This is a genomic window from Corynebacterium argentoratense (genome assembly GCF_021491455.1).
GTDB lineage: Bacteria > Actinomycetota > Actinomycetes > Mycobacteriales > Mycobacteriaceae > Corynebacterium > Corynebacterium argentoratense_A.
The window spans coordinates 300,786-313,508 of the sequence record NZ_JAKETN010000002.1; the positions used below are offsets into that span (position 1 = coordinate 300,786).

Consider the following 12,723-nt stretch of genomic DNA (forward strand, 5'->3'; position numbering starts at 1 on the left):
CGTGGTCATATGCTATGACCCCAGTGCTTGAATGAATCAACACGGCCGACGGAAGATTACTTCCGCCGGCCGTGTTGTGCAATGTCAGATCACTACTATGACCTGTTTGGTTGTGGGGTGAGGGGACCTAGTCGTGCACTTTGTCCGTGGCAACGGCGTTTGGTGCTTCGGTCGGGTGTATAGGTTGAGTGTGCTCGTCGATTTCCGGGATTTTTCCTTCGTCGGCGTGCATGCGGTAGTTAAGAATCTCACGACGCAAGGGGCCGGCAAGTAGGTACAACATGTAGCTCAACTACTTGCGCACGTGCTCACTGATCCTTAGTGATCGCACTGAGAGCCGGCTGCGCAGTTCGAAACTGACTTAGTGGTTATGTACACTGTTAAAACGTTCGGTGCCCAGTGCGCCGGAGTGGCCAGCCAGCGACACACGCATCGGGGGATGTGAACGCATGATTGGCAGGCCGCCTCTCACCTGAAAGGTTTTCTCGTGAACACCGTGGTTAAACGCGTGTTGAGTATCTCTATGGCTTTCGTCGGCCTCAGCGTCGGCGCAGGCTTCGCCTCCGGTCAGGAGGTTTTGCAATTCTTCGTCACGTTCGGCATGAAGGGTGTCTTGGGCGCCCTCGCTGTCGGCGTCGCAATGGCCTTCATCGGCATGATCATCCTCCAGCTCGGTAGCTACTACCAAGCGGACGGCCACAATGTGGTGCTCGATAAGATGGCGCACCCCATCACTGCGAAATTCCTCGATTTCTGCGTGATGCTCACCATCTTCTCCATCGGCATGGTTATGTTTGCCGGCGCCGGCGCCAACTTTGACCAGCAGTTTGGCTGGCCATCATGGACAGGGTCAGTTCTTCTCCTAGTTCTTACCCTTGTTCTTGGTCGCTTTGACGTCGATAAGGTCTCGCAGATTATTGGTGCGATCACCCCTGGCATCATCATCCTGGTCTTGGTTGCCGCTGTGTACTCCATCATGCATGCTCCGAGCGACCTGTCTGCGCTGGAGCCTATGGCCGCAGAAATCCAGAGCACGCTGCCCAACTACTGGATTGCGTCCCTGAACTACATTGGCTTCTCCCTCATGGTGGTCGTGTCCATGTCGATCGTTATCGGCGGCTACTACCTCAACCCCCGTATTGCGGGCATCGGTGGCCTGGTCGGTGGCGCCGTGTTTGGTGCTCTGCTCTTCCTCAGTGCGCTGATCCTCTTCCTCCAGGTTGGCGACCTTGGTGATGCCGATCTGCCGATGCTGACCCTGGTGACTAACATTCACCCCACACTGGGTCTGCTCATGTCGATCGCTATTTACGGCATGATCTTCAACTCCGCACTGGGCATGTTCTTCGCCCTGACCTCTCGCCTGACCACTGGGCGCCCTGAGCGCTTCAACAAGGTATTCGTTATCACCGTGCTCATTGGCTTTGCGGCCAGCTTCATGGGCTTCAAGACCCTGGTGAGCTACGTTTACCCGGCACTGGGTTACGTTGGCGTACTGCTGATGGCTTTGCTGTGCATCAACTGGATCCGCGACCACGCGACCATCAGTGCAGAGTCCCGTCGACGCGCCCGCATCCGTGACCTCGTTCGCCTCAAGCTGGACCCCGCGCAGCGCTTCACAGCCAAGGACGAAAAAGAATTGGCCAAGTGCGTGTCCAAGTCCAACATTGCAGACGCCGACCTAATCGAAACCGTTCACGAGAAGGTCACCGAAGAGCTCGTCGCAGATGACGACATCGAATTCACCGAAGAAGACGCCGTCGTTGTCATGGAGGAAGTGTCGACCTCCGAGGAAGGCACCGTCGCTGAAGTCCCTGTGGTTGCAGGTAAAGAAGTTCCTGCTGAAGACGTCGCGGAAATCGCCGCAGACGTTGCCTCCGATGTCGTCGCCGAAGTTAAAGGCGCGAAGGGCGATAAGTAGCTAGACTGATTCTTTATGAATCCGGCTCACCTCGCGACCCTCCTCGCCGTACTAGACGAAGGCACGTTCGAAGCCGCGGCTCACTCACTGGGGATCACCCCCAGTGCCGTCAGCCAGCGCATTAAAGCACTCGAGTCCCAAGCGGGCCGAGTGCTTGTGCGTAGGTCCACCCCACCCACCACAACCCCAGCGGGTGAAGTATTCGCCCAACTCGCACGACGCATGCAACTGCTCCAAGCCGAAGCAGAAGCAGAAATCGGCAGCCTACTATCCCGCGTTCCGCTCACCGTGGCCGTGAACGCCGACTCGCTAGCAACATGGTTCCGCGACGTCATCAGTGAAGTCGCGCATTGGGACAACGCCACACTCAACCTCCGGGTAGAAGACGAAGCGGCCACCCTCAACCTGCTACGCCTGGGCGAAGTGGTCGGGGCTATCACCAGCGAACCCACCTCGGTCGCAGGATGCGATGTAGTACCCATCGGGGAAGTGCGCTACTACGCCTGCGCCACCCCTTCACTGGCAGCAGCACACGCGGCAACAGAGCCCACCAACGGGGAGCTCTACGATCTCCAGTCCATGCCCTCCCTGCGCTACGGCCCTAACGATCGCATGTCCGATCGTCTGATCAGCTTCAACGAACTCCACCACGTCAGCGAAATCCCAAGCTCTGAAGCCTACCTGCATGCCGTTACCGCCGGCCTCGGATGGGGACTGCTGCCGGAAGCCCAATGCGCATCCCTGCTTGAAGAAGGCAAACTGGTGCGCGTCGACCCCCGCGACGTCATCATCCCAATGTTTTGGCAACAATGGCGCCTCGAATCTGACATGCTCAGCCGACTCAGAGACGCAGTGATTAGCGCAGCGCCGCGCCCCGCATCCACCACATAAGGGTGATTGTCACCTAACCTTAGACACATGTCTGAAAATACCCCCGATCGCGCAAACCCAGCGGACTCTCTGGACGTCCCCACCTACCAACAGCCCAACATCCACGAGCGTGTGGGACGCGCAGCACCCCAGCAGATCCCAGCGCAGGGGGCCGCACCAGCGGACGCGGAGGCTCAACCGAAAGACATGCATTCCGCGCCCTTAGCATCTGACGCGCCGACCACCGCGTTTGACGAAGTCTCCGTCGACGAACCCGCTGCAGCACCCGCGCAGGACACCACCGTGGCGGAACCCGCCACCACCCCTGCAGCCGTCGCCGAGCCGGCAGTAGACCCCGCCCCCACCACGGTCGCCCCGGCTGTCGTTCCCGCAGCAACCCCCGTCGCAGAGGCGGAAGAACCCATGGTTCTGGACGAGAAAAACGTCACGGTCGTCTCCGACCGCCGCGGCACACTCAACTTCGGGCTGTTCCTCATTCGCGCGACTGTTGCGGCCGTGCTCATCGCGCATTCCGTGGTCGTATTTTTCGGGCTCGGTAGCTCTGCAGGACTCAGTGGACTCCAAGCAGACTACGCAGCATACAACCAGCCTTCTATCCTGTCGGTCCTCATCCCGTCCCTCGAGCTGACCGCAGGCGCCTTCCTACTGCTTGGCCTGATCACACCAGTTGCCGCCAGCCTGGGCCTCGTAGCAACAGGTTTCGCCATGCTGCACGATCTGAGCACCAACGGTCTACGCGACACCGCAGCAGGGCACGACAGCTACACCGCCATCATGCTGTTCCTTTTGGTCCTCGGCCTTCTGTTTACCGGCCCCGGCCGTTGGTCCCTGGACTTCTCCCGCAGCTGGGTACGTCGCCCGTTGGCGTCCTCATGGATCTTCGCACTTGTCGGTACCGGCGGTCTCGTAGCCATCTGGTGGTTCCTGGCTGGCACCTTCTAGCCCGCCGCAAGTGTTGTCCGGTGCTCGGCAGTACTAGGCTTATCTGAATGAAAAATGGTGAAAGCGAAATGAACAGCGATCTTTAAGCCGCACTCGCTGCGTACTCGCTGGCCTCATCGGCTGGTTCGGCCTCTTTGCGTGGGATAATCAAGCAGGCTACAACGCCGATGGCTCCGTTCAGTCCGTGTATAGCCCATGGCAGATCGCGCTCATGGCTGTGCTAGTGATCGTGCTGAGCGCAGCATTTGTGTGGTTGAAAAACCTCGCGACGTCGATGACTTTCAACCTCATCGTCACTTTTGTTTTCTGTGGTTGCTGGGCGATTCATGCAGCCCGCAGCGACGTGCTGGGTTTCTGGCAGATGATTTTTATCGAAATGATGCTGGTCATGTTTATTGGCTTGACCGCCGTCTCGGCGATCACCCTCGGGCTGAAAAAGCTCGCCACGGGGCGCAAGAACTAACACTGCGCAAACATACGCGGGGCTGCTTCCTTAAAATTCTGGAAGCAGCCCCGCGTATATGTCGGGTCGATTAGTCGACTTGGCGCACCGCACCTTTGTCTGCTGACGTCGCGAGTTTCGCGTAGGCGCGCAGCGCCTTGGTCACAGTGCGTTGACGCGACGTCGGGCTGAAGGGAACATCCCGTTGCAATTCCTGTTCGCGCCTGCGTTGGATCTCAGCTTCGTCGAGGTCCACCGACAGCTCACGCGTGTGCACATCGATGGTGATCTGGTCGCCGTCGCGGACCAAACCAATCAATCCACCGTGCGCGGCCTCAGGGGAGACGTGCCCAACAGATAGTCCAGAGGAGCCACCGGAGAATCGCCCGTCGGTCACCAATGCGCACTTTTTACCCAGGCCAGCACCCTTGAGGAAGGCTGTGGGGTGAAGCATTTCCTGCATACCTGGGCCACCGGAAGGACCCTCGTAGCGCACAACCAGCACCTCGCCGGGTTGGATCGTGCCATTCAAAATCACGGACACGGCCTCTTCCTGGGACTCAACCACGCGGGCAGGCCCAGTGAAATGCCACAGGGACTCGTCAACACCGGCGGCCTTAATGATCGCGCCGTCGACTGCCAAGTTACCTCGAAGGACAGCGAGCCCACCGTCTTTGGTGTGGGCATGCTCGACATCGCGGATGCATCCGCCCGCGGCGTCCACGTCCAAGGAGTCCCAACGGTTGCTGGTGGAGAAAGGCTCTGTTGTTCGCACACCACCTGGGGCGGCGTGGAACAGCTCGATAGCCTCATCGGTCGCCTTCCCGCCGCGAATATCCCAGTCTTCTAGCCACTGCTGTAAAGAATCGGCATGCACTGCGCGCACATCATCGTGAAGCAGGCCACCCCGATGCAGTTCACCCAAAATAGCGGGGATACCGCCGGCTCGGTGGACGTCCTCCATGTGATAGTCGGAGTTTGGGGAGACCTTGGACAGGCAGCCAACCCTACGGGACAAGGCGTCGATATCATCGAGAGTGAAGTCCAGCTCTGCTTCTTGCGCCGCTGCGAGGATATGCAGCACGGTGTTGGTCGATCCGCCCATAGCCATATCTAGCGCCATGGCGTTATCAAAAGCGTGGGCGTTGGCGATGCTGCGGGGCAGTACGGATTCGTCACCCTGTGCGTAGTAGCGCTGGGCTAACTCGACGATCAGTGAACCTGCGCGCTGGAACAACGCCTTGCGTGCTGCATGTGTGGCCAGGGTGGAGCCATTACCGGGCAAGGACAACCCCAGCGCTTCGGTGAGGCAGTTCATCGAGTTGGCGGTGAACATGCCAGAGCATGATCCACAGGTTGGGCATGCAGAGCGCTCGACCGCACCTAGGCCTTCGTCGCCGACCTCATTGTTTGCGGACGCTGAAATGGCTGTGACCAGGTCGGTGGGGGCATGAGCTACGCCATCGACAACTACGGCCTTTCCGGCTTCCATGGGGCCACCGGAAACGAACACCACCGGGATGTTCAGACGTAGCGCGGCATTGAGCATGCCGGGGGTGATTTTGTCGCAGTTGGAAATACACACTAGGGCGTCGGCTGTGTGGGCGTTGACCATATATTCCACAGAATCCGCAATGATTTCGCGGGAGGGAAGCGAGTACAGCATGCCGCCGTGGCCCATAGCGATGCCGTCATCGACTGCAATAGTGTTGAATTCCTTTGCGACACCGCCGGCCGCGTGCACCGCTTCGGCGACAATACGGCCCATGTCGCGGAGGTGAACGTGTCCGGGTACGAACTCTGTGAAAGAGTTGGCGATGGCGATGATTGGTTTGCCGAAGTCATTGTCGGTCATGCCCGTTGCGCGCCATAGAGAGCGTGCACCTGCGGCATTTCGGCCAACCGTGGTCACCTTGGACCGTAGGGGGATGGCGTGGGAATTTCGGGGGCTATTCATCAGATGTTTTCCTTAAAAAGGCTTCTTTTTGTGCACCATGTAAGGGGCTGAGCACGGTGCAGCGTTGTGTTTTAGTTTTCCACATCCTTGGTGGTTGCTTCAATGGCATCCACAAGTACTTGGCGTCCGTCGCGGTGAATGATCGTGACTTTGTCGTGCGACGCTTGCTCGGCTTGGGCGATGACATCTGGGATGCGCCCGCGTGAGGCTTCGGCTAGGCGGGAGACATCGTTGAAACTGACGCCGGGGAGGGAGTGTTGCGAACCATTAGTGGTGGTCACCTTGGCGAAACTACGGCCGAAGCCGATGCCTTCAACCTGATCCCACGGGAGGTCGACTGGTTTTTTAAACACGTAGCGGGCGTGCAGGCCATCGTCGTCAACGCGGGTGGAAGAGCGTAGTACCCACACGATGAGGCCTATGGGGATGAGATAAAACCAGCCGAGGAGAAGTGGCTTGTGGCCGACTGTCAAAGTGAGCATCATGGCCATGACAATCGCGCTGATCAAGTTCATTCGATCGACACGAAACAGGTGCTGGTCGCTTTTAGCGGGGGCCTGGGAGGTCACGGTGGGCTGGTCGCTGGTGCTCATGAGTTAAAGATTCTACCGTCCGTCTAGTTTTGCTGGTTGGATGGGGCCGGTTGCTCTTGGGTGTTTTCCGGCGCTGGTGCAGCGGGCTGGTCGCCCTGTTCTGCTGGGGGTTGTGCGGGCGATGCTGGTTCGTTGCCTGCGCTGTTGTCCTCAGGCGATCCGGTGTCGGTGTTGCTCCCGGGGTGTGTAGGCGTGTCGGCGCTGTCGCTGTCTTTATTGTTTGCTTCCTCTTTGTCGCTGTTCGAAGTGCTGGTTGTGCTGGTGCTCGTTGATTTTTCTTTGTTTGATGACGTCGCGGGGGTCGTTGTGGTTTTTTGTTGCTCGGGTTCGGCTGGGGTGGCGGGGGAGTCGGTGGGGTTTTCCGGGGCGGTGGTTTTGATCTCAGGAGCGAGGATGCCTTTGTGGAAGCGTTCGTCATGTTGGGAGCCATCAAGGGATAAACCCTTGAGGGTGAGGAAGACGATGAGGAGAACCAGCAGCACCGTGGTGGAGGGGCGACAGCGACCGTTGATGGACAGTGCACGGGCGATGTTGCTTTTGAAAGACGGTTGCCCGACCGAAGCTTCGGTGGATTGCGTCGAATCGGTTTCCGCAGTGGTGGGGATGTTGGTGGATGCAGCGTAGTCGTTGGTGGGGGCGCTTAAGTCCGCCCGGCCGCGCTCCTTTGGTGAGGACGCGTCCGATTCCACGGCGCTCTCAGCAGGTTGCGGCACGCGGCTGAGGCGTTGTGCAGGATCTTTGGATACGTAATCCGCCAAAGGGCGCGTGCTGAGCGCAGGGTTTGACGCGACGTCATCATCAATTTTTAGGCCAGGTAGTTGCTCGGGGGACAACTCCGATGAGGGCGTGATGGTGGCGAGTTGATCGAGCACAACACCGCTGGTTGTCGTCGCCGAGCCGTACTCCTCCCAGAATTCCTCCAAAATGTAGGTGCGGATGGTGCGCTCAACAATCCACTGCTTCGCGGGATTAACCTGGACGACAAAGCGCATGTTGACCATCCAGGGCATGCCGACGACCGTTGGTTTTTCGATCCCCACAGCTGGGTGCACGTCGAGTTCGCCACGAATATCCTGCCGGATTTCCGGATCGTTGAGCGCCCGGAGCGTGGCAGCAGTTGAGCGGTCAATCGCATCCTGAATAGTGGCTGAACCCAACAAGGGAACCGGAACGACAGCGACAGCCCGAGCCCAATAATTCGAGTGGTTGATGCAGATCCTGGCCGCCGAGTTAGGCACAATCACGGTTTCGCCATTGAGCGTGCGCACCGTGGTAGCGCGCATCGTGATGCCAATAACATCACCTTCGACTTCGACGCCGGAGCCCTTAAACAACACCCAGTCGCCCACGCCAAACTGTTTTTCCTGAAGGATGAAAAAACCGGCGAGGAAGTCCGCAATAATCGATTGGGCGCCCAAACCCACTGCGGCGGAGATAACGGTCGCGGGGATGGCGGCTCCAGCCAGGGAAACGCCGAGGTACTTCAGCAGAAGTACCGCAGCCAAGAAGTACAAGACAATTTCGCCGATGTAGACAAAGGTGTCAAGTAAAGCGCGACGAGTTTTAAATTCTTCTTCCTGCTGGTCCATGCGGTTGGACAATCCCCGCACAACCATGCGCCCGATCCGGGGGATCAGCATCACCACGATGATAAATATCAGCGGGGTCAGTGCTGTGGTGAGGAACCATGTCCAGATCGAGTACAGGATGTAGTTGACGGGCATGGCCGCCATACTACCCCCCGTTTACCCCTATGCCGGGGGTGCATGTGATCTAGACCGCCCGAAGCGCTATAGTTTTAAGCCATGACGATCGTACGAATTATTAACGTAGTAAAGCCTCGGTGTTTGGCTTAGGCTGCAACGTTATATTTGTTCGTTCAAGTCAAACACCCTCGTTAGGTGCCAGTGATGGCGCCACACGAGGGTTTTCGTTTTCATAGGGACGCCGCATATCCCCTCGAAGAAATGGAAGAAATGAAGGAGCCAAAAGATGCCTGAATCTACGCCGCAGAAGATGACGGGCGCGCAGGCCATTGTGCGCTCGTTGGAAGAGCTCGGTGCCGACGTTGTGTTCGGCTTGCCCGGAGGCGCAGTCCTTCCCCTGTACGACCCGATTTACTCTTCGGAGAAGCTGCGCCACGTGCTTGTGAGGCATGAGCAGGGCGCAGGGCACGCTGCGACCGGCTACGCTCAAGCGACCGGCAAGGTGGGTGTGTGCATCGCAACGTCGGGGCCCGGCGCCACGAACTTGGTGACACCCCTGGCTGATGCCAATCTGGATTCAGTTCCGATTGTTGCCATCACAGGCCAGGTCGGGCACACCCTGCTGGGTACTGACGCTTTCCAGGAGGCAGACATTCGCGGCATCACGATGCCTGTCACCAAGCACAACTTCATGATTACTGACGCCAATCAGATACCTGCGGCGATTGCTGAAGCGTTCCACTTGGCATCGACTGGCCGCCCTGGCCCGGTGTTGGTGGATATCCCGAAAGATATTCAGAACTCTGAGATGGAGTTCGTGTGGCCGCCTGAGTTAAACCTTCCCGGTTACAAGCCGACAACTACACCGCATCCGCGCCAGATTGAAGAAGCGGTCCGGATGATCTCCGAGGCTAAGCAGCCGGTGTTTTATATCGGTGGCGGTGTTATCAAGGCAGATGCTCACAAGGAGCTCCTGGAGTTTGTCGAATACACCGGCATTCCCGTTGTGACTACTTTGATGGGCTTGGGTTCCTTCCCCGACAGTCATCCGCTGCACCTCGGTATGCCCGGCATGCACGGCTCCGTGTCGGCTGTGGGTGCCATGCAGCGTTCCGACCTTTTGATCACCATTGGTGCACGTTTTGACGACCGCGTGACCGGCGACGTTGATTCTTTCGCTCCGGATGCTCAGGTCATTCATGCCGATATTGATCCGGCTGAGATTTCTAAGATCCGTGAAGCCCAGGTTCCGATCGTCGGTGATGCTCGTGAAGTATTGGCAGCGTTGCTCGACGCTTATAAGCGTCTGGATTTGCCTCGCCCGCAGATTACGGAGTGGACTGCCTACACCGCTGGTCTGAAGAGCAACTTCCCACGCGGCTGGGATGAGCCTTCCGATGGCAAGATCAGCCCGCAGTATGTCATCAACACCCTGTCGAAGATTGCTGGTCCCGACGCGGTGTATGCAGCTGGCGTCGGCCAACACCAGATGTGGTCTGCGCAGTTTGTTGACTTTGAAAACCCTCGCACGTGGTTGAATTCTGGTGGCGCAGGCACCATGGGATACTCGATTCCAGCAGCGATGGGGGCTAAGGCTGGTTGCCCGGATAAGGAAGTGTGGGCGATCGATGGTGACGGTTGCTTCCAGATGACCAACCAGGAGCTCACCACCTGTGCTGTGGAGGGTTTCCCGATCAAGGTTGCTTTGATCAACAACGGTAACTTGGGCATGGTGCGCCAGTGGCAGACCTTGTTCTATGAGGGTCGTTATTCGAACACGAAGCTACGCCCGCAGGACGAGTACATTCCGGACTTTGTTGGGTTGTCGGAGGCCATGGGGTGTGAGGCTATTCGTGTGACCAAGACGGAAGATGTCATTCCTGCTATTGAGAAGGCTCGGTCTATCAATGATCGTCCGGTGGTGATTGATTTCATCGTGGGGGAGGACGCACAGGTTTGGCCGATGGTTGCCCAGGGTAAATCCAACTCGGATATTGAATATGCGCTGGGGTTGCGCCCGCTGTTTGATGAGGATTCTGCTGGGGAGCCGCCGGCGGTTATTGATCGCGCGGTGGACGATAACGCTTTTGATGCTGCCAAGCGTGGTGGTCATGGTTTCGGTCATAGGTCCGATCCGGGTGGCGCAGCTCCTGGCCCTGCGGACTCTCGGGCGGCAGGCCATCATACTGCTGCCTACAATGCGGCTCACGCTGAGAAGGGAAAATAATCATGGGTGCATACGCTTCAAACAATAGCGAGGCGACTAACCGCTACACCTTGTCGGTGTTGGTTCAGGACGTTGACGGTATTACCTCCCGCGTGGCCGGTATGTTTACCCGCCGTGGTTTTAACATGTATTCGATTGTGTCGGCGGCTACCGAAACCGAGGGCATCAGTCGTATTACGGTGGTTGTTGATGCGGATGAGGTTGTTATCGAGCAGATCACTAAGCAGCTCAACAAGTTGATCCCAGTGCTTAAGGTGGTGCGCTTGGATGGTGATTCCTCTGTTGCTCGCGCTTTGATGCTGGTCAAGGTTGCTGCTAACAACGCGAACCGTCCTCAGGTTGTCGACGCCGCGAATATTTTCCGCGCTCGCGTTGTGGATGTGGCTCCGGATTCGGTTGTTTTGGAGACCACGGGTAACCCGGGCAAGCTTGAGGCATTGCTGGAGGTTCTGCAGCCTTTCGGGATCATCGAGATGATTCGTTCTGGTGAGATTGCTTTGAACCGTGGGCCGAAGCCGTTGTCGATGCGCCGTTAGGCCCTAAAGCAACCGATGTTCCACATTGTGGGAAGTGCATTCTACAATGTGGACATGTCGGGTGCTGTTTTGCTATAGTTTTTTTCTGACGTCGGGGAGTGTCTCCGGCACAATGTGAAAGGTTTATCCATGGCTATTGAACTCTTGTACGACGCTGACGCTGACCTGTCGCTGATCCAGGGCCGCAAGGTCGCCATCATTGGCTACGGCTCCCAGGGCCACGCACACGCGCAGTGCCTGCGTGATTCTGGTGTTGAGGTTGTCGTCGGTCTTCGTGAGGGCTCCAAGTCCGCTGCGAAGGCAGAAGAGGCAGGTTTCACCGTCAAGAGCAACGCCGACGCAGCAGCATGGGCCGACGTGGTTATGCTCCTCGCTCCCGACACCTCTCAGGCAAAGATCTACTCGGAGGACATCGCCCCAAACCTCAAGGATGGCGACGCCATCTTCTTCGGCCACGGATTGAATGTCCACTTTGATCTGATCAAGCCGGCAGACAACATCACTGTCGGTATGGTTGCCCCGAAGGGGCCGGGCCACCTCGTTCGCCGTCAATTTGTCGACGGCAAAGGCGTGCCCTGCTTGATCGCTGTCGACCAAGATCCCAAGGGTGAAGGCAAGGCCCTGGCTTTGTCCTACGCAGCCGCAATCGGCGGTGCTCGCGCGGGCGTCATCCCCACCACCTTCAAGGAAGAGGTCGAAACTGACCTCTTCGGTGAGCAGGTCGTTCTGTGTGGTGGCCTTGAGTACCTGATGATGGCTGGCTTCGAGGTTCTCACCGAGGCTGGTTACGCACCCGAGATGGCCTACTTCGAGGTCCTCCATGAGATGAAGCTGATCGTCGACCTCATCTGGGAGGGCGGCCTGGAGAACATGAACTACTCCATTTCTGACACCGCAGAGTTCGGTGGCTACGTTGCAGGTCCCCGCATCATTGATGCAGACACCAAGCAGCGCATGAAGGATGTTCTGGCGGATATTCAGGACGGCACCTTCGTCAAGCAGCTGATCGCTAACGTTGAGGGCGGCAACAAGGACCTCGAGGCTAAGCGTGCAGCTGTTAACGCTCACCCGATCGAGGAGACCGGCAAGAAGCTCCGCGATCTGATGAGCTGGGTGAAAAACCCCCTCGACGCTACTGCCTAACAGTGGCGTAGCGGGAGCCGCTCCTAGCATGTAGGTGCAAAAGAGGGCTGGTGCCGTAGAAACTTTTTTCTACGGCACCAGCCCTCTTGTTGTTTTTAGCTCAAGGACAAGAAGAGCTTTTCTAGTTTCTCTTCATCGATGGAGCTTGCGCCCTCGCCTTCCGCGAAACACTTCTTCATGCCAGTGACGATGATGGAATACCCGGCTTTGTCGAGCGCTTTTGATACGGCTGCGAGCTGCATGATTGCCTGGTCGCATTCGTTGCCTTCCTCCAGCATGCGGATAACGCCCGCGAGCTGACCGTGAGCGCGTTTCAGCCGGGTCACGGACTTTTTCACTTCATCGGGTTGCAGGTGCATAGTCCG

The 12,723-nt window shown here is 57.9% G+C and carries 12 protein-coding genes; 7 read left to right on the forward strand and 5 right to left on the reverse strand.

Annotated elements, in window-relative coordinates; translation table 11 throughout:
* Positions 1 to 127: 127 nt before the first annotated feature.
* Positions 128 to 283, reverse strand: a complete 156-nt coding sequence (locus L1C91_RS03860; RefSeq protein WP_020976097.1) for a hypothetical protein — start codon at positions 281 to 283, stop codon at positions 128 to 130.
* Positions 284 to 487: 204 nt separating this feature from the next.
* Here L1C91_RS03860 and L1C91_RS03865 point away from each other — a divergent pair, with 204 nt between their 5' ends.
* From L1C91_RS03865 to L1C91_RS03880, 4 genes are all read left to right on the forward strand, one after another.
* The gene (locus tag L1C91_RS03865) at positions 488 to 1,921 is read left to right on the forward strand and encodes a YkvI family membrane protein (RefSeq protein ID WP_234858101.1); all 1,434 of its coding nucleotides are present in this window, start codon (positions 488 to 490) and stop codon (positions 1,919 to 1,921) included.
* A 15-nt stretch (positions 1,922 to 1,936) separates the two neighbouring features.
* Complete coding sequence (locus L1C91_RS03870; RefSeq protein WP_234858102.1) at positions 1,937 to 2,812, forward strand: LysR family transcriptional regulator ArgP; 876 nt, start codon at positions 1,937 to 1,939, stop codon at positions 2,810 to 2,812.
* Positions 2,813 to 2,839: 27 nt separating this feature from the next.
* Positions 2,840 to 3,754 (forward strand): DoxX family protein, encoded by a 915-nt coding sequence (locus L1C91_RS03875; protein ID WP_234858103.1) that lies wholly within the window; start codon positions 2,840 to 2,842, stop codon positions 3,752 to 3,754.
* A gap of 211 nt (positions 3,755 to 3,965) precedes the next feature.
* Positions 3,966 to 4,217 carry a hypothetical protein gene (locus L1C91_RS03880; RefSeq protein WP_234858104.1) on the forward strand — a complete coding sequence of 84 codons (252 nt, stop codon included), beginning with the start codon at positions 3,966 to 3,968 and terminating at the stop codon, positions 4,215 to 4,217.
* 70 nt (positions 4,218 to 4,287) lie between these two features.
* Here L1C91_RS03880 and ilvD read toward each other — a convergent pair whose 3' ends face one another.
* From ilvD to L1C91_RS03895, 3 genes are all read right to left on the reverse strand, one after another.
* Positions 4,288 to 6,153: a dihydroxy-acid dehydratase gene (gene ilvD / locus L1C91_RS03885; RefSeq protein WP_234858105.1), complete on the reverse strand. Its 1,866-nt coding sequence runs from the start codon at positions 6,151 to 6,153 to the stop codon at positions 4,288 to 4,290.
* A gap of 71 nt (positions 6,154 to 6,224) precedes the next feature.
* Entirely contained in the window at positions 6,225 to 6,746 is a 522-nt protein-coding gene (locus L1C91_RS03890; RefSeq protein ID WP_234858106.1) for a PH domain-containing protein, read from the reverse strand.
* Between the two features lie 23 nt (positions 6,747 to 6,769).
* Complete coding sequence (locus L1C91_RS03895; RefSeq protein WP_234858107.1) at positions 6,770 to 8,470, reverse strand: mechanosensitive ion channel domain-containing protein; 1,701 nt, start codon at positions 8,468 to 8,470, stop codon at positions 6,770 to 6,772.
* 268 nt (positions 8,471 to 8,738) lie between these two features.
* On the opposite strand from L1C91_RS03895, the gene L1C91_RS03900 reads away from it, so the two are divergent.
* The 3 genes from L1C91_RS03900 (at position 8,739) to ilvC (ending at position 12,358) form a co-directional block, all read left to right on the forward strand.
* Positions 8,739 to 10,679, forward strand: a complete 1,941-nt coding sequence (locus tag L1C91_RS03900; RefSeq protein WP_234858108.1) for an acetolactate synthase large subunit — start codon at positions 8,739 to 8,741, stop codon at positions 10,677 to 10,679.
* 2 nt (positions 10,680 to 10,681) lie between these two features.
* On the forward strand, positions 10,682 to 11,215 hold the full coding sequence (gene ilvN / locus L1C91_RS03905) for an acetolactate synthase small subunit (RefSeq protein ID WP_020976106.1): 534 nt from the start codon (positions 10,682 to 10,684) through the stop codon (positions 11,213 to 11,215).
* A 129-nt stretch (positions 11,216 to 11,344) separates the two neighbouring features.
* Positions 11,345 to 12,358: a ketol-acid reductoisomerase gene (gene ilvC / locus L1C91_RS03910; protein ID WP_234858109.1), complete on the forward strand. Its 1,014-nt coding sequence runs from the start codon at positions 11,345 to 11,347 to the stop codon at positions 12,356 to 12,358.
* Positions 12,359 to 12,453: 95 nt separating this feature from the next.
* Here the strand turns inward: ilvC and L1C91_RS03915 are convergent, their stop codons facing one another.
* Positions 12,454 to 12,717 (reverse strand): metal-sensitive transcriptional regulator, encoded by a 264-nt coding sequence (locus tag L1C91_RS03915; protein WP_020976108.1) that lies wholly within the window; start codon positions 12,715 to 12,717, stop codon positions 12,454 to 12,456.
* Between the last annotated feature and the right edge of the window lie 6 nt (positions 12,718 to 12,723).